We start from the raw sequence: 24,984 nt of genomic DNA on the forward strand, positions 1-24,984 counted from the left end.
ACGGCAACGAAACCCCGCGACGCCGATTGCTGGTGCGCACGGCTGTCGAGCGAGTTGTAGCGATTGTCCCCCATGACCCAGAGCGAGTCCGGGGGCACGGTCACCCGGAAGACGACGCCGGAGGCCGCCGCCGTGCCCGACGGCAGCATCAGATAGGGCTCGCCGAGCGGCTTGCCGTTGACAAGCAGGCGACCGTCGGCGGAACAGCACGAGACGGTGTCGCCGGGCAGGCCGATGACGCGCTTGATCAGGTACTCATTGCCCCGGGCCGGCACGACGCCGACCTGTTCGCCCACCCAGCGCGCGGCCTGCACGGGCCACGGGCGGGTGTCCGGCCCGGACGGCTGCAACCAGCCCCCCCCGGGTCCTGGAAGACCACGATGTCGCCGCGCTGAAGCGGGACGAGTCCGGGAACGAGCTCGTTCACGAGCACCCGGTCCCCTTTCTGGAGCGTCGCCTCCATCGACGCCGAGGGAATCCAGAAGCTGCGCACCAGATACGACTTGACCAGGGTGGAGGCGAGCACCCCGATCACGACGATGAGCGCGATGTCGCGCACCAGCTTCCACCGGTCCCGGCGGCGCGCGTCTCTATCGAAGGCCTCGAATGTCACGGCGGGATCTTACCTTACATATCAAGACGCCACCTCGACGGCTTCGTCCGGGAACCGCTCGTTCCGGGCGAATCCCTGACCGGCGTTTGCCGGGGCAAGCCCCGTACGGACACGTCCGCAGCGCTCGGGGGCACGCGCAGAGGGGCGAGGAAGGCAGAGAAGCTGAACTCGCCGACGAGGCGTTGGCTTGTCAAGCCGACCGAGGCGTCTAGGGTGGGGCTCGTGGGAACCCTCGCATGGCTGGCCGGCGCGCTCGCGCTGCTCGCCCTCGTCCCGGCCATCCGGTTCGCCCGCCGGGCGTGGCGCTTCCGCGCGGCGACGACCGTGCGCTTCGCGCTCATCGGGCAGATCGCCGGACTCCTGCTGATCGTCGTCTGGTGTCTGCTGGCCCCGCGGCCGGACCTCGGCGGCGCCGGCTGGTTCGTCGTCGCCCTCGGCGCGCTGACGCTCTCCCTCGCGCTCGGCGATGCCTGGCAGTCCCTCGGCGGCATGCGCGTCCTGGCCGCGGCGCTCGCCGCCGCCACGGCGGCGGTGACCGTCGCCGCCGCGGTGGTCACCGTCCTCCCGACCCTGAACACGGCGACGATCGGGGGCCGCGCTGTCCCGATCACGGAATCGACGCTCGCCCAGGGCGAGCAGCTGACCGTCCACATCCCCCCGACCGCCTCCGGGTTCGCGGCGCGGGACGCCCACCTCTTCGTCCCGCCCGGCTGGCTCCGCGACCCCTCCTCGACCCGCCCCGTGGTCCAGATGATGATGGGACAACCGGGAAAGCCGACCCTCGGCGCCACCCTGGATGCGCTGCACAGCCTCGGCGACGACCGCTTCTCTGACGCACCGTTCATCCTGGTAGTCGACCAGCTCGGCGCGATCGACAAGAACCCGCCGTGCGCAGACACCAGCGCAGGAAAGGTCGACATCTACCTGGCGAAGGATGTCCCCGCCTGGATTCGCGCGAATCTGCCGGTCGACCCGGACCGGGACGGCTGGACGATCGCCGGCTACTCGCACGGCGGGGAATGCGCGGCCTACCTCGGCGCGAAACATCCCGGGACCTGGGCGAACGTCATCGACATCTCCGGCCCCGACAAACCCGGCGAGCACACCCCCGACCGCACCCGGGACCTGTACTTCGGCGGCAGCCAGAGCGCCTTCGAGGCGACCTGGCCAGAGAACGTCCTCGCGGCGTCCGACTACTCCGCCAAACCGATGCGCGGCATCTTCATCGCGGGACAGCTCGACACCCACTTCCGCCCCCAGGTCGTGGCCACCGCCACCGCCGCCGAGCACGCGGGCTGGAAGGTCACCTACTGGGCCGCACCCGACTCCACCCACACCGCGGCCCTCGGCCCCGGCCTCACGACCGCCTGCAACCAGCTGATCCCGCACTGGCTCGCGACCGGGGCCGTCCAGCCCGGGGATCGGATGCTCTGCACAGCGATCGAGACGCCCGCCGGGTGCGGGCTGGCGCAGGTGGCGACGGTCGCCGGAACGGCGGCGATCGCTTATCTGAGCGCACTGGCCCTGTTCCTGAGCGCGCAGCTGCTGATCTTCTTCGTGATCCGGCCGTCGAAGAGCCCCGACCCGGCGTAGCCGCGCCGCACAGGCCGGGCTCCGCAGCGACAGCGCGGCGGCGAGGGCTCAGCCGCCCGCCACCGCTTCCCGCGCCGCCGCGAACGCGGCCACGCAGCGCCGGATCTCCTCGCCGGTGTGCGCCGCCGAAAGCTGCACCCGGATGCGCGCCTTCCCCCGGGGGACCACCGGGAAGGAGAACGCCGTGACGTACACCCCGCGATCCTGCATCTCCTCCGCGATCCGCGCGGCGAGCGCAGCCTCCCCGAACATCACCGGGACGATGGGATGCTCCCCCGGCAGCAGCTCGAACCCGGCCTCGGTCATCAGCTCGCGGAACAGGGCGGCGTTCCCGGCGAGGCGCGAACGCAGCGCGTCCGACTGCTCCAGCAGATCCAGCGCGGCGAGGGTCCCGGCGACGATCGGCGGCGCGAGCGTGTTGGAGAACAGATAGGGCCGCGAGCGCTGCCGCAGCAGCTCCACGACCTCGCGGCGGGAAGACACGTATCCGCCGGACGCGCCGCCGAGCGCTTTGCCGAACGTGCCGGTGTGGATGTCCACCCGCTCCCCGACCCCGCACAGCTCAGGGGTGCCCCGGCCGTGCTCGCCGACGAACCCGACCGCGTGCGAGTCTCGTCCACGAGCACCAGCGCGCCGAACTCGTCGGCCAGGTCGCAGATCTCCCGCAGCGGGGCGATGTACCCGTCCATCGAGAACACCCCGTCGGTCGCGATGACCGTGAACCGCGCCCCCGCCTCCCGGGCCGCGGTCAGCTGGGCGCGGAGGTCGTCCAGATCGCGGTTCCGGTAGCGGTAGCGCATCGCCTTCGAGAGGCGGATGCCGTCGATGATCGACGCGTGGTTCAGCTCGTCGGAGACGATCGCGTCCTCCGGGCCGAACAGCGTCTCGAAGACCCCGCCGTTCGCATCGAAGCAGGACGAGTACAGGATGGTCGCCTCCGTGCCCAGGAACCGGGACACGCGCCGCTCCAGTTCCAGGTGCTGCTCCTGTGTCCCGCAGATGAAGCGGACGCTGGCCATCCCGTACCCCCAGTCGTCCAGCGCCGCCTTCGCCGCGTCGCGCAGAGCGGGGTGGTCGGCCAGGCCGAGGTAGTTGTTCGCACAGAAGTTGAGCGCATCGGCGCCGTCGGCGGCGATTCGCGTCGCCTGAGGGCCGTGGATGCTGCGCTCGCGCTTGGTCAGCCCGGCCTGGTCGATCTCGGCGAGCTGCGCGCTCAGGTGGTCCCGAAACGTTCCGTACATCAGAGCTCCGTCCAGTCGAGGATGACTTTGCCGCCGTCAGCCGTGGCCGCCGCGAAGCCCTTCTCCCAGTCCCGGGCCGCGAACCGGTCCGACACGATCGAGGCGATGGCGTCGTGCAGCGGCTTCGACGTCTGAAGCATCGCGCCCATCGCATTCCAGGTCTCGAACATCTCGCGACCGTAGATGCCCTTCAGCGTCAGCATGTGGGTCACCACGATCCCCCAGTCGATCGCCGTGCGCTGTCCGGAACCGGTCTGGGAAGGCAGCCCGAGCAGGGCGATCCGGCCGCCGTGGTTCATGTTCTCGATCATCGACGGCAGCGCGCCCGGCGCCCCGCTCATCTCGAACCCGACATCGAACCCCTCGCGCGCATCCCGAGCGCCCGCTGCGCCTCGCGGATGTCATGCTGCGAGACATCCACGGTGTAGTCCGCGCCCATCCCGCGCGCCAGCTCCAGCCGCCGCGCGCTGATGTCGGTGCCGACGATGAAGCGCGTGCCCACATGGCGGGCGACGGCGATCGCCATCAGGCCGATGGGCCCGCACCCGGCGACGAGGACGTCCTCGCCCACGACGGGGAACGCCAGGGCTGTGTGGACCGCGTTGCCCAGCGGATCGAACAGTGCGCCGACCTCCGGCTCGACACCGGTGTGATGCACCCACACATTCGTCGCGGGCAGCACCAGGCACTCCGCGAACGCGCCGTCGCGCTGCACGCCGACGCCCTGGGTGCGGATGCACATCTGCCGGCGTCCAGCGCGGCAGTTGCGGCAGGTCCCGCAGACGATGTGCCCTTCGCCGGAGACCCGGTCGCCCACCGCGACATCGCGAACGAGCGGCCCCACGGCGACCACCTCGCCGAAGAACTCGTGGCCGGGGATCAGCGGTGCGGTCACGGCCGAGGCGGCCCAGTCGTCCCAGCGCAGGATGTGCAGGTCGGTACCGCAGATCCCCGTCCGAAGCACCCGGATCTTGACATCCGCGGGCCCGATCGCGGGCTCGGGCATCTCGACCATTTCCAGACCGGGGCCACGCTCGGATTTGTACAGGGCTTTCATGTCGCCGTCCTCGTGGAGTCGCTCGTGCTTCGTCGCAGAGAGGCCGATGCGCCTTGTAGGCACGGTGGCCGTGACCCAGCCTAGTGGGGGCTTCCGCCCCGTACGGCGCCCGTCATGGAGCGCGCGAGCCGCTACGGCTCCAACGGCCGCCAGACGACCAGCTGTGTGCTGCGCCGCGCCCGTGTCCCCACGCGCAGCGAGACGACCTCTCCTTCCAACCCGGCGGCGAAAACCCGCCGGCCGGGCCGGTTCAAAAGCTCATCGGCCAGCGCCGCCTCCAGTTCGCGCACCCTGCCCCGGAGCGCGTTGACGCTGTCTTCGAGTTCCAGGATGCGCCGGATGCCTTCCAGGCTCACACCCTCGAAGCCGAGGCGGGCGATCTCCTGAAGCTTCTCGACATCGCGCATGGAATAGCGCCGTGACTTGCCGGCCGTGCGACTCGGGCTGACAAGGCCGAGCCGATCGTACTGGCGGAGGGTCTGCGGGTGCATCCCGGCCAGTTCGGCCGCGATCGAGATGACGAAGACCTGCGTGTTCTCGTCCACCGCCGCCTCCTCAGCTCCGCGCCTTGGCCAGGAGGTCCTCTCGCGGGTTCTCGTCGGGGAGTTTCTCGGTGAACGCCTCAAGGGCCTCCTTGGCCTCTCCGGACAGATGCGAGGGCACCGCGATCTGAACGACGGCGAGCAGGTCGCCGGTCCCCTTCGCCGTCTGCACACCGCGTCCTCTCACGCGCAGAGCGCGGCCGCTGGGCGTGCCGGGTGCGACGCGCAACTTGACCGGGTCTCCGCCGAGGGTGGGGACCTCGATGGTCGCGCCGAGCGCGGCTTCGGCGAACGTCACCGGAACGGTCACGCGGAGGTTGAGGCCGTCGCGCTCGAAGACGGGGTGCTTGCGCACCGTCACCGTCAAAACGATGTCGCCGGCCTCGCCGCCGTCCGGGCTGGGCTCGCCTTTGCCGCGCAGCTTGATCTTCTGCCCGTCGGCGACACCGGCGGGGATCTTCACTTTGAAGGGTTTGCCGTCGGCGGCCTGCAGGCTGATGGTCTCGCCTTTGGTGGCTGTGAGGAAGTCGATGGCGGTGTGGGCGGTTATATCGCGGCCGCGGGCCGGACCACCGTAACCGCGATAGCCGCCGGTCGCGGTGCCGAAACGGCCGTTGCCGAACAGCCCGCCCAGCACATCGTCGAAGTTGCCCCCGCCCGCGTAGTACTGGCCGCGCTGCTGGCCGCCGCCGAACATCCCACCGAAAACATCGTCGAAACCGCCGCCCGGGGCGCCGCTGCCCGGGGCAGTGAAGCGCGCGCCCGAACCCATCGCGCGAACCTGGTCGTACTCTTTGCGCTCCTCGGCGTCGCTCAGCACCGAGTACGCTTCGCTGATCTCCTTGAACTTCGCCTCCGCGGCGCTGTCACCGGTATTCGAGTCGGGGTGGTATTTGCGTGCGAGCTTGCGGTAGGTCTTCTTGAGCTCTGCGTCGCTGACGTCCTTGGAGACGCCAAGGACCTTGTAGAAGTCCTTGTCGAACCAGTCCTGGCTTGCCACGGCGCCTCCTCTCCGTCTGTGGTTTCCTTCGTCGAAATCTGACTGTCGCTTCGCGCGAGGAGCGGCGGGATGCCTCTCCCGCCGCTTCTCGCGCTGTTTCGTCCCTGACCGCTCAGGCCGGAACCGCGACGACCACCTTGGCCACCCGCACGGTGACGGAGCCCAGCCGGTAGCCGGTCTCCACCACATCGGCGACGGTGTCGGCCGTCACGCCGGGGGTGGGCTGCTGGAAGATCGCCTCGTGGATCTGCGGATCGAAAGGCTCGCCTTTCTCACCGTACGGGAGGAGGCCGAGCCGCTCGACGCTCGCACGCAGCTTGGTCGCGATGGTCGCGAACGCGCTGCCCTCGACGAGGTCGCCGTGATTGTCGGCGCGCTCGAGGTCGTCGAGCACCGGGATGAGGCCCTTGACGGCATCCCCGATCGCACGCTCGCGCTCGATCTCGCGGTTCGACTCCGTCCGCTTGCGATAGTTGGCGTACTCCGCGGTGACCCGCTGGAGGTCGGCGAGCCGCTCGGCCGCGAGCTGGTCGGCCGTGGTCTGACCGGAGAGAAGGTCGAGGTCGTCATCCGAGATGATCTCCTCGCCCTGGCTCTCTTCGACCGGACCCACGTCCACCAGTTCCTCGTGCGAGAGGTCCTGCGGCTCCCGGACCTTGCCGGTCTCGGGATCGATCCGCCGCTTGTCTCGGACGATCGGCTCCTCGCGCTCGGGCTCGTCGGAGCCCTGGCCGAGGTTCTGGTCGCTCATGGCTGCTTCTTCTCCTCGTCTTCGACGACCTCGGCGTCGATGACGTCCTCCTCGCCGCTGCTGGACGACGGAGCGGACGTCTCCTCGCCCGCGCCGCCGGCCGGGGCCTCAGCGGCCTGGGCCGCCGAGTAGATGGCCTGGCCGAGCTTCTGCTGGCTCTCGTTCAGCTTGTCGTACGCGGTCTTCACGGCCTCGTCGTCCTCGCCCGCCAGAGCAGCCTTGAGCGCGTCCACGTCGCCCTGGACCTCGTTCTTGATGTCCTCGGGAAGCTTCTCCTCGTTGTCTTTGATCAGCTTCTCGATCGAGTAGACGAGCTGCTCGGCCTGGTTGCGGGTCTCGGCGGACTCGCGGCGCTTCTTGTCCTCCGCGGCGTGCTCCTCGGCCTCGCGCACCATGCGCTCGATGTCGTCCTTCGGCAGGCTGGACCCACCGGTGATCGTCATCGACTGCTCCTTGCCGGTGCCCTTGTCCTTCGCGGACACGTGGACGATGCCGTTCGCGTCGATGTCGAAGGTGACCTCGACCTGCGGGATGCCACGGGGCGCCGGGGCGATGCCGGTCAGCTCGAAAGTGCCGAGCGGCTTATTGTCGCGGGTGAATTCGCGCTCGCCCTGGAAGACCTGGATCGCCACAGACGGCTGGTTGTCGTCGGCCGTGGTGAACGTCTCGCTGCGCTTGGTCGGGATGGCCGTGTTGCGCTCGATGAGCTTGGTCATGATCCCGCCCTTGGTCTCGATGCCGAGGGACAGCGGGGTGACGTCGATGAGGAGGACGTCCTTGCGCTCGCCCTTCAGCACACCGGCCTGCAACGCGGCGCCGACAGCGACCACCTCGTCCGGGTTGACGCCCTTGTTGGGCTCTTGACCACCGGTCTCCTGCTTCACCAGCTCGGAGACGGCCGGCATGCGGGTGGAACCGCCGACGAGGACGACGTGGGCGATGTCGGAGACCTTGATGCCGGCCTCTTTGATGACGTCCTGGAACGGCTTCTTGGTGCGGTCCAGAAGGTCGCTGGTCATCTGCTCGAACTGCGCGCGGGTGAGGGTCTCGTCGAGGTTGGCCGGGCCGTTCTCGGTGAGCGACAGGTAGGGAAGCTGGATGCTGGTCGACATGCTCGACGACAGCTCCTTCTTGGCCTGCTCCGCCGCCTCCTTGAGGCGCTGCTTCGCGATCTTGTCGGTGGAGGCGTCGACGCCGGTGGACTCCTTGAAGCGCTTGATCAGCCACTCCACGATCCGCTGGTCCCAGTCGTCGCCGCCGAGGCGGTTGTCGCCGGCGGTCGCGCGGACCTGGATGGTGGAGAAGTCGTCGTCTTTGCCCACTTCGAGCAGGGAGACGTCGAACGTGCCGCCGCCGAGGTCGAAGACGAGGATGAGTTCGTCCTCTTTGCCCTTGTCGAGTCCGTAGGCGAGGGCCGCCGCGGTCGGCTCGTTGATGATGCGCAGCACGTTGAGGCCCGCGATCTCTCCGGCCTCTTTGGTGGCCTGGCGCTCGGCGTCGTTGAAGTACGCCGGAACGGTGATGACGGCATCGGTGACGGTGTCGCCGAGATACTGCTCTGCGTCCCGCTTGAGCTTCTGCAGGATGCGCGCGGAGATCTCCTGCGCGGTGTACTTCTTGCCGTCGATCTCCTGAGTCTTCCAGTCAGTCCCCATGTGGCGCTTGACGGACGAGAGGGTGCGGTCGACGTTGGTGACGGCCTGGCGTTTGGCGGTCTCGCCGACGAGCACCTCGCCATCTTTGGTGAACGCGACAACCGAGGGGGTCGTGCGGAAGCCCTCCGCATTGGCGATGACCGTGGGCTCGCCGCCCTCGAGCACCGACACGACGGAGTTGGTGGTTCCGAGGTCGATTCCTACTGCACGGGACATAGGTGCTTTCTCTCCTTATTGTTGCGGGTCTGTCTGTTTCGTTCCGAAAGCCAGGGGCCGAGACTTGAGTCTCAACGACTCAAGTCTCGCATCCCGGCCGGGACATGTCAAGGCGACCGCCCTAAACTTGAGCATGATCGACTCAACTTTTGTGCCCGCGGCGCCTCTTCCCTCGTTCGGCGGCCGGGTATCGCCTCGCGCCGGCGTGCTGGGATGTCGCCCGAGCCCGAAGGGGGACTGGACGTCCCCACCACAACCGTGTGAGATATATCGCATGGAACATCCCGTCGACCGTCGAACGCTCAAAAAGGAGATCGCCCGCCGCCTCGCTGAGGGACCGGTTCAGGTCCACGCGAAGGAGACGCCCGTTCCGCTCGGCGAATGGCGCTCGATGGTGCGGGAGGTCGCATCCGAACTGGGACAGCCTGTGACGGTCTACGCCGCCGCCGACACCACCTGGGCGGCTCTCCTCTCCACCGACTGATCCGCTCACACCCGGCGCACAACACCCGTCGATACCGTAAGGGCATGGACACCGAACTCGCACCGCTGCTGTCCTCGCGCGCGATCGAGGCTCTGCAGAGCATCGACCCGGCCACACTCATCGAGATGCAGGCTTTCCGGGATGATTTCGCGCGGTTCATCATGCCCTACAAGTTCGGGATCGACGAGATCTCCACGAAAGTGTCCATCCTGCGCGAGGAATTCGCGGAACTGCACGACTACAACCCGATCGAGCACATCTCCAGCCGACTGAAATCGGCGGAGAGCATCGAGCAGAAGGTCGTGCGGAAGAACTGCGAGCCCTCGTTCGAGGCCATCCGGGACGCCATCACCGACATCGCGGGCATCCGGATCGTCTGCTCGTTCGTCTCGGACGTGTACCGGGTCTTCCAGCTCCTGACAGCACAGGAGGATGTGCGGGCGCTTGAGGTGAAGGCTACATCGCACACCCGAAGCCCAACGGATACAAGAGCCTGCACGTCATCGTCGAAATCCCGGTGTTCCTCAGCGACGGACCCGTGCTCTTTCCCGTCGAGATCCAGCTGCGGACGGTCGCGATGGACTTCTGGGCGAGCCTCGAGCACAAGATCTACTACAAGTACGAAGGGGATGTGCCGGAGCGCCTGCTCCAGGATCTCACCGCAGCGGCCGGGACGGCGAGCCAGCTGGACGTGACGATGGAGGACATCCACCGTCAGATCCGCGGCGACGGCGACGGCACCTTCACGCTGCCGATCGAGGCGTGACTCCGGACCCGGCCCTCTCCCCGGGCCGGGCGCGCACTCACCGGCGCCGGCAGGCCCTACGCTGTGCTCATGATGACCGACAGCCCGGCCGCGGACGGCGATGCCCTGGCGGACCCGCTCTCCACCGACCGCCGTATCCCGCGGGGACGGATCGTCGCGTGGGCGCTGTGGGACTGGGGAGGGGCGGCGTTCAACGCGGTGATCACGACTTTCGTGTTCACGGTCTACCTCACCGGCAGCCTGTTCGTGGAGCCCGCCCTCATCGCCGCACGCGACGCGGATACGGACCCGAATGGCCCGGCGCACGCGGCGGTCGCCGCGGCCGAGGTCCCGCTGTCGAGCGGTCTCGGCTGGGGACTCGCGGTCGCGGGCATCGTGGTCGCCCTGCTCGCACCGGTGCTCGGACGGCGCACGGACGGCTCGGGACGGCGGAGGCTCTGGCTCGGCATCAACACGGGCGCGGTGGTCGTGGCGACGGCCCTCCTGTTCCTCGTGGCGGGCACGCCGAAGGCCTTCCTGCTCGGCGTCGCGCTCGTCGCGATCGGGACGGTGTTCTACGAGATCGCGACCGTGAACTACAACGCCATGCTCGTCCAGGTCTCCACCCCGGCCACGATCGGCCGGGTGAGCGGGTTCGGCTGGGGCGCGGGCTATCTGGGCGGCATCGTGCTGCTGCTCATCGTCTACGTCGGGTTCGTCACGGACAACGCCGATGGGACCGGCGGCCTCCTGCACGCGAGCGAGGAGGCCGGGCTCAACATCCGCATCATCGCGGCGGCCTGGACGCTCGTGTTCTCGCTGCCCGTCCTCATCGCCGTGCCCGAGACGGAACCGAACGCGCGCAGACCCCGAGTCGGCTTCTTCGCTTCCTACGCGGTCCTCGTGCGCGATATCGGCCGGCTGTGGGCCGAGAGCCGGAACACTGTGCTGTTCCTCCTCGCCAGCGCACTGTTCCGGGACGGAATGGTCGGCGTGTTCGCCTTCGGCGGCATCCTGGCGCAGGGCACGTTCGGGTTCACCAGCGGCCAGGTCATCGTCTTCGCCATCGCGGCCAATGTGGTCGCCGGCGCGAGCACCGTGCTCTGCGGCCGGCTCGACGACCGCTTCGGGGCGAAAGCGGTGATCGTCACAGCGCTGATCGGGCTGGTGCTCGCGGGGCTGGCTGTGTTCTTCCTGCACGGCTCCGGCGCGGCGGCGTTCTGGGTCTTCGGCCTCATCCTGTGCCTGTTCGTCGGCCCGGCGCAATCGGCCAGCCGGACCTTCCTCGCGCGCTTGACGCCGCCCGGACGGGAAGGAGAGGTGTTCGGCCTCTACGCGACCACCGGGCGAGCGGTGTCTTTCCTCGCACCGCTGCTGTTCGCGACCTTCATCGCGATCGGCGGGGCGGAGTACTGGGGCATCCTGGGCATCGTGCTGGTGCTGCTGGCGGGGCTCCTGCTGCTTCCGGTGAGATCGCCGCGGTGACGCGGAGGAAACGGAGGAGTTGTGGCGCCGAGGTTGGGCGTGTCGCAGGGAAGGGAGGAGATTCGGGGGTGACGGAGTGCGATCTCCTCCGTTTTCGACGGGGCGGGGCACGGGCGCGACGTGGGTGAAGCCGTCCAGCCAACGCGGCCAAGACGGCCAGGACGGCCAGGACGGCCACCTAGGATGGACGCATGACGCCACCCCCGGAAGAGGTCGTGCTGCTCGCCGAGGACAGCACCCCGATCGGGACGGCGGACAAAGCCACAGTCCACAGCGCGAGCACCCCGCTGCACCTCGCGTTCTCCTGCCACCTCTTCGACGGCGAAGGCCGCGTCCTCGTCACCCGCCGAGCCCTCGGCAAAGCCACCTGGCCGGGCGTCTGGACCAACTCGTTCTGCGGGCACCCGGCCCCCGGAGAATCCTTCGAGGAGGCCATCGCCCGCCGGGCGCGCGACGAACTCGGCACAAGCGTCGACGCCCTCGTCCTCGCCCTGCCAGACTTCCGCTACCGGGCCGTGGACGCCACCGGCGTGGTCGAGCACGAGATGTGCCCGGTCTACACCGCCACCATCGCGGGGGAGCTGCGACCGTCTGCGGACGAAGTCGCCGAGTGGGAGTGGGCGGACCCGCGGGCGCTGCTCAGCTCGGTCACAGCGACGCCGTGGGCGTTCAGCCCCTGGCTCACCCTGCAACTGCCCGCCCTGTACACCGGCTCGGGCGACCGACCTTGGGGCCAGCTGTGAGCGCTGCTCATATTCTCCACCTGTGCAATTGACTGTGGATAACTGCGCGGATCGTATGCCGTGACGTGAATCCGTTCGCGCACTCACGTTCTGCGCGACGGGCGCATCATCCCGTGCGCGTCGCGTCGAGGTGCTGCTCGAGCCACCAGGTGCGGCCCCTGTCGTCGGACACCCAGCTCTCCCACTCGAACGAGTCGGAGGTGATGTTCGAGAAGTTCCAGCGGATGGGACGTCCGTCGGTCTGCGTGCCATCCTGCCGGATGCCGTCACGCCGATGGGCCGTCGCCACGAGCGTGCAGAAGGCGCCCTCCGCCGCGCCGAACCAGCTCACCCGCCACGCACCGAGCGTCGAGTCGTAGACGCGCATCGTGGAGCCGCGCCCCTCGAGCCGCTCCGGGTCCTCCGGGTCGCGCGCGATCAGCACATCCTGGACGGCGCGCCCGCCGAGTGTGTAGGCGAACGCCCACTCGGTGACCGACTCGCGCCACTCCTCCGCGCTCTCGTCGAAGGCGCGCAGTTCGGCCCGCCAGGTTCCCACCAATTACCCGAACAGGTGGATGCGCTGCGGCCGTTCGGCCGTGGGACCCGCTGCGATCAGGGCGCGTGCGAAAAGAGACTCGGTGACTTCGCTCAGGCGGATTCTAGTGGTCGTTGCAACACGACGATTAGCTGGTAGGTAGTTTAGCGAGGCGCTGGGCTGGGGTTTCCCAGCCGAGCGTTTTGCGTGGGCGGGTGTTGAGTTCGTGTGCGACTCGGGCAAGGTCCGCGGGCGAGTGCTGTGAGAGGTCGGTGCCCTTCGGGAAGTACTGCCTCAGCAACCCGTTCGTGTTCTCGTTAGAACCGCGCTGCCAGGGCGAGGCTGGGTCGCAGAAGTAGACGTCCATGTCGGTGGCGATCGTGAACGTCTTGTGGGCGGCCATCTCCGCACCCTGGTCCCAGGTCAGCGACTTCTTCAGTTCGGCCGGCAGGCCGCTCATCGTCCGAATGAGGCCATCGCGGACGGTCTCGGCAGCGTGGTCGGTCGGGAGGTGGACGAGCATCACGAACCTGGTGGTTCGCTCGACGAGGGTGCCGATCGCGCTGGCGTGGTCAGCGCCGATGATGAGATCGCCTTCCCAATGCCCTGGAACAGCACGATCAGCGACCTCAGCGGGGCGCTCGGAGATCATGAGCATCGGGTCGACGAACCGCGAACGACGTGCGTTGGTTCCCCGGTTCGGTCGGCGACGTGCGCGCCCGGTACGCAGCGCTGTCGCGAGATCACGGCGCAGCTGGCCGCGTCCTTGGAGATAGAGCGTCTGGTAGATCGTCTCGGTCGCCACTCGCATCCCAACGTCGTCCGGGAACTGACGGATCAGGGCTCGAGTGATCTGCTCGGGAGACCACCGCAACGCCAGCTTCGACTCAACGAAAGCACGCAACCGCAGCTCTGTCACCAGTCTTCGCGGCTTTGGCCGTGGGCGACGCTTCGCCGAGTAGCGATGTGCTGCGAAGGGGTGATAGATCCCGGTCGAGGACCGGTTCCGGGAGATTTCCCGACTGATCGTGGATGGCGACCGCCGCAGCTGGGCGGCGATGCTCCGCAGTGACAACCCATCGCGGAGGAGATCCCGGATCTGCTCACGTTCCTCCAGCGAAAGGAACCGCGGATCGAGCTTCCTCTCCAGCTGAAAGATCGCCGCCGGCGAGATTGTCTCGGTGCCGTCAAGAAACGTCGTCATACCTGTTTTGTAATCGACGACCCGACCATCTGGGTAATAGCGGCGATGAGCGGTCTTCCGGACACCGTTATCCCAATCCCGTGCCGTGCGGATGTTCACCCCGACGGCAGCCGCTGCTTCGCGACGCGAGATGCCATCGCGTCGCAACTGGAAGTAGCGTTCCTTTCCTGGATGCGGACCAGTCCCGGTTTTCCCCTGGCTGCGCAGGCCGGCCTTCCATACCCACGTCCCGCAGGTCGCCGGGTTGAACCCCAACTCACGCGCCGCGATCGTGATGCTCCCACACGCCTCGAACAACGCGAAGAACGCGTCCTTATCAGCCTGCGTGAAACAGCGTCGATCCCTCGAATAGCTCCTTAAACGGGCCACGGTCGTTACAACTCCCAGAAAGTCCAGGTGTTGCAACGACCGTTAGAACCCAAGTCAACATGGGTGGGGCCCTCTCAATGGATTCAGCTGGACGGTCGCCCGGCCTCCGCGCTCGACACATCGGTCCGGTGGAAGTTCAAGAACGACCGCGACGCCGTCGGCCCGCGCTGACCCTGGTAGCGCGAGCCGTACTCCGCAGACCCGTACGGCTTCTCCGCCGCCGAAGACAACCGGAAGAAGCACATCTGGCCGATCTTCATCCCCGGCCACAGCTTGATAGGCAGCGTCGCGACATTGCTCAGCTCCAGCGTGACATGCCCCGAGAACCCGGGGTCGATGAAGCCCGCGGTCGAGTGCGTGAGCAGCCCGAGCCGCCCGAGCGAACTCTTCCCCTCCAACCGCGCGGCCACATCGTCCGGCAGCGTCACACGCTCGAACGTCGACCCCAGCACGAACTCGCCCGGGTGCAGAATGACAGGTTCGTGCGGGTCCACCTCCACGAACCGCGTCAGCTCCGGCTGATCCTCCTCCGGGTCGATGAAGGGATACTTGTGGTTGTCGAACAGCAGGAAGAAGCGGTCGAGCCGCACGTCCACACTCGACGGCTGAACCATCCCCTGCTCGAACGGCTCCAGAACGATGCGCCCAGCACTCAGCTCGGCCTTGATGTCACGGTCGGAGAGAAGCACGGAGACAGCCTACCGGGTGACGGTTTGACGGCAATAAGTAAATTTCAGTCGTGCGAAATGGGCGTTCCCCCACGCCGACCGCCACCGAGCCCCTGTACACCAGGGACAAGCTCCCTCAAGAGCGAATCCGGCAACGGGACAACAGGTGGCGACGATCCTGGCGCTTGAGATCGATCTCCTCGGCGAAGAGTCTTCGTCCAAGAAGGTTGAGAGGCTCTTTCATCTGCATCGGTCGGCGATGAAGCGAGACACGATCGACGCCCTCTGGAAACGCCAGACAGCCACGTCTCCCAACGCCCTTGCCGCCGTGCTCCTCTCCGACTCGGTCATTGACGCAGCACGCAAAGAGATCCGCCGCAGTTCGGGCTTCAACCCCGACCTCGGAGACATTCGTTCCGTCGTCGTCGGCAGCGTGATTCGGCCAGAATTGCTCTAATGGGAAGACCGGGCGATGCTCGATCCGCTCAGTGCCTCCGACCTCGCTGCTAGGCTGGAACAGCTGACGTCACGACACCGCAGTGGCAGCGGTGACACAGCCAAAAAACTGCGAGTCTGGTAGGTTTTGGTTAGCTTGAACCGCTGGAAGCCCAGTGATTTCAGCCACGCGAGTGTAGTTCAATGGTAGAACTTCAGCTTCCCAAGCTGATAGCGCGGGTTCGATTCCCGTCACTCGCTCCACAGAAACAGACCAACTCGTTCCCGCCCCGACCGGGAAAACCAGGGCGCAGGAGCGGCTCCCACTTTGCCATCGGGTTCGCCCGGCGCAGGTGTCGGCCTGCCTATCGAGCTTGTCCTCCACAGGCCGTCACCTTCCGCCGTGTATGGTTGTTCTGACAAATTCGCATGGGGAGGCTTCATGCAGATGCAGGCTGAGCACCCGCTGCCTCGGGATCTCTTCGCCGGTCTGGACAAGACGAGCCCCATCCCGCTCTACTATCAGCTCGCCACGCGGCTCGAGCAGGCGATTCGGGAGGACGTTCTGCCGCCGGGCGCGCGGCTGGAGAACGAGATCGCATTGGGTCAGCGACTGGGATTGTCGCGGCCGACGGTTCGGCGGGCGATTCAGGAGCTGGTCGACAAGGGGTTGCTGGTTCGGCGGCGGGGAATCGGGACGCAGGTCGTGCATGGCAAGGTCACGCGCAACGTCGATCTGACCAGCCTGTACGAGGATCTGTCGCGGTCGGGGCAGACACCGCAGACGCGGGTGATCGGTGCGGAGGTGCGGGGGGCGACGGGCGATGAGGCCGAGCACCTGACGATCGGGACCGGAGATCCGGTGCTGCACCTGGTGCGGCTGCGGTTCGCGGACGGGGTACCGCTCGCGATCCTGGACAATACGCTGCCGACGGCGTTCGCCGACATCGCACGGGAGGACCTGGAGACAAGAGGGCTCTACCAGGTGCTGCGGGAGCGGGGCGTCACGATGCGGATCGCCAATCAGCGGATCGGGGCGCGAGCGGCGACCGGGCGCGAGAGCGAGCTGCTGGAGCTGAAGAAAGCGGCGGCCGTGCTGACGATGGAGCGGACGGCGTTCGATACGGGCGGACGGGCGGTGGAGTACGGGCAGCACTGCTACCGCCCGGACCTCTACTCGTTCGAGATCACGCTGGTCGACCGGTAGCGAAGATCAGCCCGGCTTTCGGCCTTCTTCCACAACGCACGCGACGAGGAGCGGCGAATTCGCCTCGCAGACAAGAACTACGAGGCAGGTACACACTTACTATAAAAAAACTTGTATCATTTTTTCCCCGTGCGATAGTTGGCCCACCCGGTGCCAGCCTCCCCGACTGGCCTCCGTTTTTCCTATCGAGACAGACGGGGCATCGTGTCCCTCTGCCGATCCGTAGCAAAGGAAGAAGGACGACATGATGATTCGCAATCTCTGGTCCGCTATGGGGGCCGCAGGTCTCGCAACGGTGTTGTTGGTCTCGACCGCGGGGCCGGTCGTTGCCGCCGACGATCCTGACCCCACAAGTCCCGTCACCCAGTCCGCCACGCCCGACCCCTCTTCGGACAAAACCGAGATCGAGGCCGCGGAAGCGCGATTCCAGGCCTCTCTCACCAACGACGACGGCTCGAAAGCCGTCTGTCGTGGAAGACGATGCAACCACCGCCGTGGAAAGCGACGCATCCTCCACCGCGGAAGACGACGGCTCCTCCGACACCGCAGGCGACGGGTCGGTCTCCACGTCGGACGTGGAGCGGGAGCGTCAGATGACGCCGATCAAGGGCGGGACCGAACTGCGGTTCCCCGACGAGAAAAACTGCACGGCAGGCATGGTGCTCAAGAAGAACGGCCTCTGGGCTAACCTCACCTCTTACCGCAAGGCGGTCCGCTACGTGGTCACCGGGGGACACTGCGGCAGCATCGGCGACCCGGTGATAGTCGCCAACCGCACCCTGGGGAAGGTGATCTGGAAGTCAGGTATATCCGACCTCATGCTGATTCGCGTCTTGCCGTCCTACTACCAGACGTCGCACTGCGGCATCGGCGGCTCGGGCGCTCCGAACTGCATCTACTTCGTTCACACTCACCCGCTCGCCGTGAGCCGGGTCCTCACGGACACCCTCCAAGCTCGGGGGCTCTCGAGCGTTCCGATCACAGAGGTCCGCAACGGGGCTCCCGCCACCGGCACGTTCTGCACGAGCGGCAAAACGACCGGCGTCAACTGCACCTGGACGACGACCGATCTCCCCCGGACATCGACCACGCGGCTGGGGGAACGCTGGCCGCCGCCACGTCGCCGACCGCCATCGATGACGGCGATTCCGGCGGCCCGGTCTACGACACAGTCAACGGTCTGATCTACGGGATCATAAAAGCGACTCTACTTGTGTCGGAGACCACTACGGTCTACATCAAAGCACAACAGTTCTTCACCAAAACCGGCAGCACCTACTCGTTGGCCCCGTCGTCCTGAGAGGAATCGCGACCCTCGGTGCGCCGCAACCGGGCCGTGCCCTCCGCGAGAAGATCGTGGACGGCACGGCCCGCCCCAGGCAGACACACCCTAGGCATAGAAAGCGGGGCGCTCCGCCGACGCGACGGCGACCGGGCCAGGCTCGGAGAGGGCGCGGACACCGGCCTCGCAAGCGAGCGCGACGAGATAGCCGTCCCAGGCGTTCGGCCCGGCGACGAGGGAGCCGTCGCGCACAGCGTCCACCCACGCCTGCACCTGTGCGTCATAGGCGCGGGCGAACCGGGTCGTGAAGCTGGTGTGCTCGGCGATGGAGAACCTCGCGTCCGACCAGCGCTGGAGTCCCGCGGGCTGACCGATGCGCGCGGTGCCGGTCTGGAAGACAGCCTCGGCGGCGACCTGGTAGCCGAACTGGACGCTGACATTCATCTCGACATCCACCAGCACGCCGTTCTCCAACTCGATGAGCACCAGAATGGGTTCGCGCAGCCGCTCCGGCGCCCGGTCATTCCGGCGCGGATACTTCACCTCGACACTGGCCACCGCCGAACCGGCCAGCCACGGCATGACATCGAACTCATGTACCACCGAGTCGGTGATCAGCATGCTCTGGGTGTAGCTCTCGGGCACCGAGGGATTGCGGTGAACGCCGCGCAAGAGGAGCAGCTCGCCTGCGTCGCCGGAGACGACCAGTTCGCGCAGCGCGCGCTACTCGTCGTCGAAACGGCGCATGAAGCCGAGCTGGATGTGCGGGCGGTCGAGCGTCTGCTCCAGCTCCAGGACACGCAGCGCGGCCGCACTGTCCGGCGTCAGCGGCTTCTCGCACAGGACAGGCAGCCCGGCCGCGAGGGCAGGCACGAGCACCGGCTCGTGGAACTGCCCGGGAGTCGCGATGACCACGGCGTCGAGGTCATCGGCGTCCAGAGCGTCGTCGAGGCTGGCGAAGGCACGGGAGCCGGGAGCGGCCGCCGCGGCGGCCGCGGCTCGACCGGCGTCCGGCTCCACGATCGCCGAGACACTCGCGCCGCTGATGACGCGGGTGATGCGCTGGATGTAGTCGGCGCCCATCTGGCCGGCGCCGACGACGCCGACGCGGAGATCCGGAGTGGTGGTCATGGTCTTCCTTCGTGGCGTGGGGTTCGGTTCAGCGTCCGTGGACGAGGGCGGCGGCGGTGTCGACCGCCTGGGCGACATCCCCGTCCTGGGGTACAGGAGGGTGCGGCCGACGACGAGGCCATGCACCCCGGGGAGGGCGAGCGCCGCCTCCCAGGAGGCGAACGTCTCGCCGGGGGAGGCATCGCTGTCGTCGCCGAGCAGCAGCGTCGGCAGCGTGGTCGCCGCCATGACGCGCTCCATCTCCGGAACGACGGGCAGTTTGAGCCAGGTGCCAGGTGTACGCGGAGGAAGCGCCCAGGCCGGCGGCGATCGCGACCGAGGCGATCACGACATCCGGGGTGAGGTCGTTGACGACGCGGCCCTCCCGCCAGGAGCTCAGGAAGGGTTCGAGGAGGATCGGCAGGCCGGAGCGGGCGGCGGCGGTCACCGCGTCGGCGGTCTTCTCCAGTGTGCGGACGGTGGCGGCGTCCTCCCGGTTCACCCGGACGAGGAGCTTGGCGGCATCGAGGCCGTCGCGCACCATCCCGCCGACATCGTAGCCGGTGAAACGGTCGTCCATTTCGAAGACCGAGCCGCTCAGGCCGCCGCGGTTCATGGAGCCGACGGCGACTCTGTCGTCGAGGACGCCGAGGAGGGCGAGGTCTTCGACGATGTCGGGGGTGCCGAGCACGCCGTCCACACCGGGACGGGACAAGGCGAGGGCGAGCCGCTGCAACAGGTCGAAGCGGTCGGCCATCGCGAGCTGATCGCCGCGGACGCCGCGGGCGCCGCGGGCGGGGTGGTCGGCCGCGACGATGAAGAGGCGGCCGTCTCCACGCACCAGCGGACGGCGGGTTCGCGCGGCGAGGGCCGCCGCGACGCCGTCCGGCCGGCTCTGGCGGACCTCGCGGAGGCGGGCGAACGCATCGGCGCCGATGAGCGGCGCCGGGCGGCCGATCGGGTCAGCATGTGGACATGGGCGAGCTCCTCGAGGATGCCGTCGACCTCGGCCGTGGTGGGCATCGCGGTCGAGCACTCGCGCCGGGTGGCCACGATCGCGCCCGCGACATTGGCGAAACGGAGCACGCGCTCCAGCGGCCACTCCTGAAGCAGGCCGTAGCAGAGCGCGCCGCCGAAGCCATCGCCGGCGCCGAGGCCGTTGACGACAGCCACCGAATAGGGTGGCACTTCGACCGTCTCCTCGCGGGTCTTCGCGAGGACGCCGCGCGGCCCCTGCTTCACGATCGCCAGCTCGACGCCACGGTCGAGAAGGTCGTCCGCCGCGCGCTGCGGGTCGCTCTCCCCGACGGCGACCTCGCACTCCTCGCGATTGCCGACCGCGACCGTCACCCGCTCGAGCGCGCGGCCGACCTCGACGGTCGCGCTCGCGGCCGAGGCCCAGAACATCGGGCGGTAGTCGAGGTCCAGGATGGTGAGGGGCCGCCGGCCGCGCGCCGCCCACGCGACATGGTGCGCGGTGCGGCTCGGGTCGCGGGAGAGGCCGGTCACCGTGGCCCAGAAGATGCGCGCGCGGCCGATGGCGTCGAGGTCGAGCTGCTTGCCGGTGATCGCCAGGTCGGGGGCGAGGGGGTCGCGGTATGAAGTACAGCGGGAAGTCGTCCGGCGGGAAGATCTCGCAGAACGTGACCGGCGTCTTCAGCGACGGGACGGTGGCGACGAACCGGTCGTCGACGCCGAGCCGGCGCAGCTCCCGGTGCGCGTAGCGGCCGAACGGGTCGTCGCCGGTTGCGGTGACGACGGCGGAGCGCAGACCGTGCCGGGCCGCGGCGATCGCGACATTGGTCGCGCTCCCGCCGAGGTACTTGCCGAAGGTCTCGACGTCTTCGAGGCCGACGCCGTCCTGCAGCGGGTAGAGGTCCACGCCGATGCGGCCGACGCTGATGAGATCGTACGGCTGGTCCGAGTCCGTCATGACGGGCAACTCCTTCGTCGACGCGATGCTACTGCGACCACAGTCTACGCTAATGTCCTGTCAAACTTACAAGAGCTGGGCTGTGTTCTGGCCCGCGGCTTCCGCATAGGGTCGAAGCATGACACGCGCCTCCTCCCGGCCCACCGCCCTCGTCACCGGCGCCTCCCGCGGCATCGGCCGCGCGATCGCTCAGGAACTGGCCAGGACGCACCGCATCCTCGTCGGCGGACGCGACCGCGCGGCGGTCGCAGCGGTGGTCGCCGAGCTGCCCTCGGCGGTCTGCTCGGGCGTGCTCTGGAAGACGCCGAGACCGAGGGCCGGCATGGTGACATGGTTGTTGAGGGTGAGTTCTGCTGGCATGTTCCGACGGTATGCCGTGGTGGCCGGGAGGAGGAGGGCCGGACGTTCCGGGTACGGGCAGGGCCTCCCTCCCCCGCCCCGCCGCGGGTACCGTCGACTCCATGACCCACAGTGACGACGCGCGGGAGTTCCTCACCTCCCGCCGGGCGCGGATCACGCCCGAGCGCGCCGGGCTGCCCGCGTTCGGCGGGCACCGGCGGGTGCCGGGGCTGCGGCGCGAGGACGGTCGCGATGCTGGCGGGGATGAGCGTCGACTATTACACACGGCTGGAGCGCGGGAATCTCTCGGGCGCGTCCGACAGCGTTCTCGAAGCGCTCGCGCAGGCGCTTCAGCTCGACGAAGCCGAAACGGCTCACCTGTTCGATCTCGCACGCGCGGCGACCGCGTCCCCGCGACTGCGGCGGCGGCGCAGTCCGAGGACAGTCCGGCCGAGCCTGCAACGGGTGATCGACGCGATCGGCGCAGCACCGGCGTGGGTGCGGAACGATCGCGGGGATGTGCTGGCCACAAACGAGCTGGGCCGCGCGCTCTACCTCGACCTCCTCGCAGAGACAGTGCAGCCGCCGAACAATTCGCGGTTCACGTTCCTGAACCCGCGGGCACGGGAGTTCTACGCGGAGTAGGAGCGTGCAGCGGACGACATCGTCGCCATCCTGCGCTCCGCGGCGGGGAGGAACCCCTACGATCGCGACCTCACCGACCTGAGCACGCGGAGCGAGGAGTTCCGGGTGCGCTGGGCTCGCCACGACGTCAAGCACCACCGCACCGGGCGGAAGCGGGTGCGCTACCACCATCGTGGGCGATCTCGACCTCGCGTTCGAGGCGCTGGAGCTGCCGGGAGAGCCGGGGTTGCGGGTCAATGTGTACACGGCCGATCCGGGCACGCCCTCGGAGGATGCGCTGAAACTGCTGGCGAGCTGGGCGGCGACGCAGCGGGCGCCGGTGGGGGCTCCGGCGGCTGAGACCACCTGACACGTCACCATCGGAAAGGGAGAACCATGCGACGACAGCGGAAGACGCCGACGGCCAGAGGACCGCAGGAGCTCTTCACCGGCGATGTCCACTTCGACATCATCGCTGCCGGGGAGACGCCCTCGCGGCTGCGCGTGAACCTCGTGCGGTTCGCGCCGCGCGCACGGACGGCCTGGCACCGGCACGCGAACGGGCAGACCCTGCATGTGACGCAGGGGGTGGCGCTGATGCAGGCGCGCGGCGGCGAGGTCATCGAAGTGTACCCCGGGGAGACCGTTGTCACTGCGCCGGGCGAGTAGCACTGGCATGGCGCGGCGCCGGAGCACTTCATGGAGCACCTCGCGATGTGGGAGGCGCTCGGCGAGGGGCAGGACGGACCGGAGACCGAGTGGGCCGAGCAGGTGACCGATGCGGAGTACGCGGGCTGAGCGAAGGCCCGGGGCTGCGGACAGATCGAAACGCCGCCAAAAGCGAGGAACGGAAAAGGAGGGGAGGAGAGCCGGCACGCCGCTTGCCGGCAGGAAAAGGAGGAGATCGCAACCTTCTTCTGCCGAGTTCCCCTCCGCTTTCGCCGCCCCGAGGGAGACCCCGCCGCGAGGAACCCCCGTGGTGCGCAGACGATGATGCGCCGCCGTTGAAACGCCCAGAGACGGCGCCCGGCCGGAGGCGCTGACAGCGCGAGGGCCGATCAGCCGATGAACAGCTGACCGGCCCTCGCCGAATCCAAGCCGTCTTGTCAGACGGTGCGGATGTTGGAAGCCTGCATCCCTTTGGGGCCCTGGGTGAGTTCGTACTCGACCTTCTGGTTCTCCTCGAGGGTGCGGAAGCCCTGGGTCTGGATTTCGCGGAAGTGGGCGAAGACGTCGACCGAGCCGTCGTCGGGGGCGATGAAGCCGTACCCCTTCTCTGCGTTGAACCACTTCACGGTGCCGATAGCCATCGTCTCTTCTCTCATCTCGGGTTTGGGTCCGGGTCGGCGTGTTTCGCCACCTCGGCCGCTGTTAACCAATGTTAACCGTAGTCCCAGATGCGCCCAGATGCACCACTGAGATCGACCCGGCGGCGAGAACGCCGTCGGAGACGTTTCGTAGACTGACGTGGCGAACCGGTGAAACGGCCCGGAGGGAGGCACAGGATGGCGCACGATCACGACCACGGCGGCCCCGCACCCGCGTTCGGCGAGGGAGCCCGGCGGCATCGCATCCGTCTCGGCATCGCCCTGGGCATCACCGCGGTCATTCTGATCGCGGAGATCGCGGGAACGGTCCTCACCGGCTCGCTCGCGCTGCTCGTCGACGCCGGCCACATGCTGACCGATGTCGGCGGACTCGCGATGGCTCTGGTCGCATCCTTCCTCAGCACGCGCCCGGCGACCAGCCGGCGCACCTGGGGCTACCGGCGCGCAGAGGTGCTGGCGGCGACCGCCCAGGCGGCGGTGCTGCTCGCGGTCGGGGCGTTCGTGATCGTCGAGGGCGTCCGGCGGCTGTTCGAGCCGCCAGAGGTCCCCTCGGGCGAGCTGCTGGTGTTCGGTGTCATCGGACTCGTGGGGAACGCCGCCTCCCTGCTGGTGCTAGCCTCCAGCCGCCGGGAGAACTTCAATCTGCGCGCCGCCTTCCTCGAAGTGCTCAACGACGCGATCGGGTCGGTCGCGGTGATCGTGGCGGCCGTGCTGATCGCGGTCACGGGGTGGGGCGGCGCCGACTCGCTGGCGGCGCTCCTGATCGGGGCGCTCATCCTGCCGCGCGCGTTCAGGCTGCTGCGCGAGACGACGAACGTGCTCCTCGAATCGACCCCGCCGGGGCTCGACCTGGATTCGGTGCGCGACCACATCCTGAACGTGCCGGACGTGCGGGAGGTCCACGATCTGCACGCCACGCAGATCGCGACAGGGCTGCCGGTGCTCACGGCGCACGTCATCGTGGAGCCGGAGTCGTTCGAGAACGGGCGGCTCCCGGTTCTGCTCCACAAGCTGCAAGAGTGCGTCGCCACGCACTTCGAGGTGAGCGTCGAGCACTCGACGTTCCAATTCGAGCCGCCACAGCACAGTCAGCACGAACAGCGCGGGCACGAATAGCGGCGGTGGGAGCCGCGCTCCGCCCCCGGAATGCGACACGCCGAGGACCGATGTTCTGGACAGCACAGCAGCGGCGGCGATAGCGTCGATCATCCGTCCAGGGAAGGACCCCCCGATGTCGACCACTCAACCGTCCGGTTTCTCCTCGTTCTCCCTCAACAGCGACGACATGGCGAAGAAAGCCGTCAACAGCGTCCGGATCGCGCTGGGCGTCAGCGGCGCCGTCGCGCTGATCGCCGGCATCGTCATCGTCTTCTGGCCGCGCTCCGCGGCGGCGGGGCTGACCATCCTGCTGGCCATCTCGCTGCTGGTCTCCGGCATCGCCTATCTCGGCGTCGGCGTCTTCGCCAAAGGCATCGGCAGCGGCGCGCGGGCCTTGGACATCGTCTTCGGCGCGCTGCTGATCGTCGGCGCGATCCTCGCGTTCGCGAACATCGCGGCCACGGCCGCGTTCCTGGGGGTTTTCCTCGGCATCCTGGTCGGCATCGCGTGGATCGTGGAGGGCGCCGTCGCCCTGGCCCAGATCGGCGCACCGGGCTCGCGAGCCTGGGGCGTCTTCTTCGGCATCCTGAGCATCGTCGCCGGGATCGTGCTGCTGTTCAGCCCGCTCTGGGGGATCGTGGTGCTGTTCCTGCTCGCCGGGATCAGCCTGATCGTGCTCGGGATCGCCCAGATCGTGCGGGCCTTCTCGTTCGGCCGCGGGGTCGCCACGACCGCACCTTAGGGG

General features: G+C 68.2%; 19 protein-coding genes, 1 tRNA gene and 11 pseudogenes. 14 read left to right on the forward strand and 17 right to left on the reverse strand.

The features are described from left to right. Positions 1 to 92 precede the first annotated feature (92 nt). A pseudogene (locus O159_RS16010) lies at positions 93 to 314 on the reverse strand (S26 family signal peptidase); the annotation flags it as partial. Beyond that, the gene (locus O159_RS16015; protein WP_021756038.1) at positions 248 to 613 is read right to left on the reverse strand and encodes a S26 family signal peptidase; all 366 of its coding nucleotides are present in this window, start codon (positions 611 to 613) and stop codon (positions 248 to 250) included. The pseudogene O159_RS16010 and the gene O159_RS16015, both read right to left, overlap by 67 nt. Positions 614 to 835: 222 nt before the next feature. On the opposite strand from O159_RS16015, the gene O159_RS11975 reads away from it, so the two are divergent. Further along, a complete protein-coding gene (locus tag O159_RS11975; protein WP_043994333.1) occupies positions 836 to 2,206 on the forward strand; it encodes an alpha/beta hydrolase in 1,371 nt (456 codons plus the stop codon). A 48-nt stretch (positions 2,207 to 2,254) separates the two neighbouring features. On the opposite strand, the pseudogene O159_RS11980 reads toward O159_RS11975, so the two are convergent. The 6 genes and pseudogenes from O159_RS11980 to dnaK form a co-directional block, all read right to left on the reverse strand. Then, positions 2,255 to 3,447 (reverse strand): annotated as a pseudogene (locus O159_RS11980) (glycine C-acetyltransferase). Continuing rightward, positions 3,447 to 4,504, reverse strand: a pseudogene (gene tdh / locus O159_RS11985) (L-threonine 3-dehydrogenase). The pseudogenes O159_RS11980 and tdh overlap by 1 nt, the downstream one beginning before the upstream one ends. Positions 4,505 to 4,635: 131 nt before the next feature. Further along, positions 4,636 to 5,049, reverse strand: a complete 414-nt coding sequence (locus O159_RS11990; protein ID WP_021756040.1) for a heat shock protein transcriptional repressor HspR — start codon at positions 5,047 to 5,049, stop codon at positions 4,636 to 4,638. Between the two features lie 10 nt (positions 5,050 to 5,059). Beyond that, positions 5,060 to 6,046, reverse strand: a complete 987-nt coding sequence (locus O159_RS11995; protein WP_021756041.1) for a DnaJ C-terminal domain-containing protein — start codon at positions 6,044 to 6,046, stop codon at positions 5,060 to 5,062. Between the two features lie 112 nt (positions 6,047 to 6,158). Next, positions 6,159 to 6,797, reverse strand: coding sequence for a nucleotide exchange factor GrpE (locus O159_RS12000; RefSeq protein WP_021756042.1), 639 nt, complete (start codon positions 6,795 to 6,797; stop codon positions 6,159 to 6,161). Then, positions 6,794 to 8,668, reverse strand: a complete 1,875-nt coding sequence (gene dnaK / locus O159_RS12005; protein ID WP_021756043.1) for a molecular chaperone DnaK — start codon at positions 8,666 to 8,668, stop codon at positions 6,794 to 6,796. The genes O159_RS12000 and dnaK overlap by 4 nt, the downstream gene beginning before the upstream one ends. A 274-nt stretch (positions 8,669 to 8,942) precedes the next feature. On the opposite strand from dnaK, the gene O159_RS12010 reads away from it, so the two are divergent. Continuing rightward, positions 8,943 to 9,152, forward strand: a complete 210-nt coding sequence (locus tag O159_RS12010) for a hypothetical protein (protein ID WP_021756044.1) — start codon at positions 8,943 to 8,945, stop codon at positions 9,150 to 9,152. A gap of 5 nt (positions 9,153 to 9,157) precedes the next feature. On the opposite strand, the gene O159_RS16020 is transcribed toward O159_RS12010, so the two are convergent. Further along, on the reverse strand, positions 9,158 to 9,388 hold the full coding sequence (locus O159_RS16020; protein ID WP_236609595.1) for a hypothetical protein: 231 nt from the start codon (positions 9,386 to 9,388) through the stop codon (positions 9,158 to 9,160). Between O159_RS16020 and O159_RS12015 the strand changes: the two are divergent. From O159_RS12015 to idi, 3 genes and pseudogenes are all read left to right on the forward strand, one after another. After that, positions 9,278 to 9,918, forward strand: a pseudogene (locus tag O159_RS12015) (GTP pyrophosphokinase). The gene O159_RS16020 and the pseudogene O159_RS12015 sit on opposite strands and share 111 nt — an antisense overlap. Positions 9,919 to 9,987: 69 nt before the next feature. Beyond that, the gene (locus O159_RS12020; RefSeq protein WP_043993776.1) at positions 9,988 to 11,382 is read left to right on the forward strand and encodes an MFS transporter; all 1,395 of its coding nucleotides are present in this window, start codon (positions 9,988 to 9,990) and stop codon (positions 11,380 to 11,382) included. Positions 11,383 to 11,573: 191 nt separating this feature from the next. Further along, positions 11,574 to 12,125 (forward strand): isopentenyl-diphosphate Delta-isomerase, encoded by a 552-nt coding sequence (idi, locus tag O159_RS12025; RefSeq protein ID WP_021756048.1) that lies wholly within the window; start codon positions 11,574 to 11,576, stop codon positions 12,123 to 12,125. Between the two features lie 106 nt (positions 12,126 to 12,231). Here idi and O159_RS12030 read toward each other — a convergent pair whose 3' ends face one another. The 4 genes and pseudogenes from O159_RS12030 to dcd all read right to left on the reverse strand — a co-directional run bounded on the left by O159_RS12030 (position 12,232) and on the right by dcd (position 14,904). Further along, entirely contained in the window at positions 12,232 to 12,663 is a 432-nt protein-coding gene (locus tag O159_RS12030; RefSeq protein WP_021756049.1) for a hypothetical protein, read from the reverse strand. Between the two features lie 96 nt (positions 12,664 to 12,759). Next, a pseudogene (locus O159_RS17015) lies at positions 12,760 to 12,852 on the reverse strand (IS5/IS1182 family transposase); the annotation flags it as partial. A 52-nt stretch (positions 12,853 to 12,904) separates the two neighbouring features. Next, positions 12,905 to 13,846 (reverse strand): annotated as a pseudogene (locus tag O159_RS12035) (IS30-like element ISLxc3 family transposase); the annotation flags it as partial. A 452-nt stretch (positions 13,847 to 14,298) separates the two neighbouring features. Continuing rightward, positions 14,299 to 14,904 (reverse strand): dCTP deaminase, encoded by a 606-nt coding sequence (gene dcd / locus O159_RS12040; protein ID WP_021756050.1) that lies wholly within the window; start codon positions 14,902 to 14,904, stop codon positions 14,299 to 14,301. A gap of 145 nt (positions 14,905 to 15,049) precedes the next feature. On the opposite strand from dcd, the gene O159_RS12045 reads away from it, so the two are divergent. The 4 genes from O159_RS12045 to O159_RS12060 all read left to right on the forward strand — a co-directional run bounded on the left by O159_RS12045 (position 15,050) and on the right by O159_RS12060 (position 17,709). Further along, positions 15,050 to 15,340 (forward strand): hypothetical protein, encoded by a 291-nt coding sequence (locus O159_RS12045; protein WP_021756051.1) that lies wholly within the window; start codon positions 15,050 to 15,052, stop codon positions 15,338 to 15,340. Between the two features lie 168 nt (positions 15,341 to 15,508). Then, positions 15,509 to 15,582, forward strand: a tRNA-Gly gene (locus O159_RS12050). A 184-nt stretch (positions 15,583 to 15,766) separates the two neighbouring features. Then, on the forward strand, positions 15,767 to 16,525 hold the full coding sequence (locus O159_RS12055; RefSeq protein ID WP_043994335.1) for a GntR family transcriptional regulator: 759 nt from the start codon (positions 15,767 to 15,769) through the stop codon (positions 16,523 to 16,525). A gap of 470 nt (positions 16,526 to 16,995) precedes the next feature. Further along, positions 16,996 to 17,709, forward strand: coding sequence for a hypothetical protein (locus tag O159_RS12060; protein ID WP_021756053.1), 714 nt, complete (start codon positions 16,996 to 16,998; stop codon positions 17,707 to 17,709). A 206-nt stretch (positions 17,710 to 17,915) separates the two neighbouring features. On the opposite strand, the pseudogene O159_RS16925 reads toward O159_RS12060, so the two are convergent. The 3 pseudogenes from O159_RS16925 to iolC form a co-directional block, all read right to left on the reverse strand. Further along, a pseudogene (locus O159_RS16925) lies at positions 17,916 to 18,938 on the reverse strand (Gfo/Idh/MocA family protein). Positions 18,939 to 18,966: 28 nt separating this feature from the next. Beyond that, positions 18,967 to 19,875 (reverse strand): annotated as a pseudogene (locus tag O159_RS12070) (class I fructose-bisphosphate aldolase). A 26-nt stretch (positions 19,876 to 19,901) separates the two neighbouring features. Continuing rightward, positions 19,902 to 20,850, reverse strand: a pseudogene (gene iolC, locus O159_RS12075) (5-dehydro-2-deoxygluconokinase); the annotation flags it as partial. Between the two features lie 118 nt (positions 20,851 to 20,968). Here iolC and O159_RS14270 point away from each other — a divergent pair. The 3 genes and pseudogenes from O159_RS14270 to O159_RS12085 all read left to right on the forward strand — a co-directional run. Continuing rightward, a pseudogene (locus O159_RS14270) lies at positions 20,969 to 21,127 on the forward strand (SDR family NAD(P)-dependent oxidoreductase); the annotation flags it as partial. A 184-nt stretch (positions 21,128 to 21,311) separates the two neighbouring features. Then, positions 21,312 to 22,183: pseudogene (locus tag O159_RS12080) on the forward strand (helix-turn-helix transcriptional regulator). 26 nt (positions 22,184 to 22,209) lie between these two features. Continuing rightward, positions 22,210 to 22,482: a cupin domain-containing protein gene (locus O159_RS12085; RefSeq protein ID WP_021756057.1), complete on the forward strand. Its 273-nt coding sequence runs from the start codon at positions 22,210 to 22,212 to the stop codon at positions 22,480 to 22,482. Between the two features lie 437 nt (positions 22,483 to 22,919). Here O159_RS12085 and O159_RS12090 read toward each other — a convergent pair whose 3' ends face one another. Next, positions 22,920 to 23,123 (reverse strand): cold-shock protein, encoded by a 204-nt coding sequence (locus O159_RS12090; RefSeq protein ID WP_021756058.1) that lies wholly within the window; start codon positions 23,121 to 23,123, stop codon positions 22,920 to 22,922. 195 nt (positions 23,124 to 23,318) lie between these two features. Here O159_RS12090 and O159_RS12095 point away from each other — a divergent pair, with 195 nt between their 5' ends. Both O159_RS12095 and O159_RS12100 read left to right on the forward strand, forming a co-directional pair. After that, positions 23,319 to 24,257 carry a cation diffusion facilitator family transporter gene (locus O159_RS12095; RefSeq protein WP_021756060.1) on the forward strand — a complete coding sequence of 313 codons (939 nt, stop codon included), beginning with the start codon at positions 23,319 to 23,321 and terminating at the stop codon, positions 24,255 to 24,257. A 115-nt stretch (positions 24,258 to 24,372) separates the two neighbouring features. Then, positions 24,373 to 24,981, forward strand: a complete 609-nt coding sequence (locus O159_RS12100) for an HdeD family acid-resistance protein (RefSeq protein WP_021756062.1) — start codon at positions 24,373 to 24,375, stop codon at positions 24,979 to 24,981. Positions 24,982 to 24,984 lie beyond the last annotated feature (3 nt).

It is taken from the genome of Leifsonia xyli subsp. cynodontis DSM 46306 (genome assembly GCF_000470775.1).
Lineage (GTDB): Bacteria > Actinomycetota > Actinomycetes > Actinomycetales > Microbacteriaceae > Leifsonia > Leifsonia cynodontis.

What these genes read in the sequence shown, in the direction of transcription:
- O159_RS12000 (WP_021756042.1), bottom strand. Translation starts at nt 6,797, where the DNA reads ATGAGCGACCAGAACCTCGGCCAGGGCTCCGACGAGCCCGAGCGCGAG.
- dnaK (WP_021756043.1), bottom strand. Translation starts at nt 8,668, where the DNA reads ATGTCCCGTGCAGTAGGAATCGACCTCGGAACCACCAACTCCGTCGTG.
- O159_RS12010 (WP_021756044.1), top strand. Translation starts at nt 8,943, where the DNA reads ATGGAACATCCCGTCGACCGTCGAACGCTCAAAAAGGAGATCGCCCGC.
- O159_RS12020 (WP_043993776.1), top strand. Translation starts at nt 9,988, where the DNA reads ATGATGACCGACAGCCCGGCCGCGGACGGCGATGCCCTGGCGGACCCG.
- idi (WP_021756048.1), top strand. Translation starts at nt 11,574, where the DNA reads ATGACGCCACCCCCGGAAGAGGTCGTGCTGCTCGCCGAGGACAGCACC.
- O159_RS12055 (WP_043994335.1), top strand. Translation starts at nt 15,767, where the DNA reads ATGCAGGCTGAGCACCCGCTGCCTCGGGATCTCTTCGCCGGTCTGGAC.
- O159_RS12085 (WP_021756057.1), top strand. Translation starts at nt 22,210, where the DNA reads ATGCGACGACAGCGGAAGACGCCGACGGCCAGAGGACCGCAGGAGCTC.
- O159_RS12090 (WP_021756058.1), bottom strand. Translation starts at nt 23,123, where the DNA reads ATGGCTATCGGCACCGTGAAGTGGTTCAACGCAGAGAAGGGGTACGGC.
- O159_RS12095 (WP_021756060.1), top strand. Translation starts at nt 23,319, where the DNA reads ATGGCGCACGATCACGACCACGGCGGCCCCGCACCCGCGTTCGGCGAG.
- O159_RS12100 (WP_021756062.1), top strand. Translation starts at nt 24,373, where the DNA reads ATGTCGACCACTCAACCGTCCGGTTTCTCCTCGTTCTCCCTCAACAGC.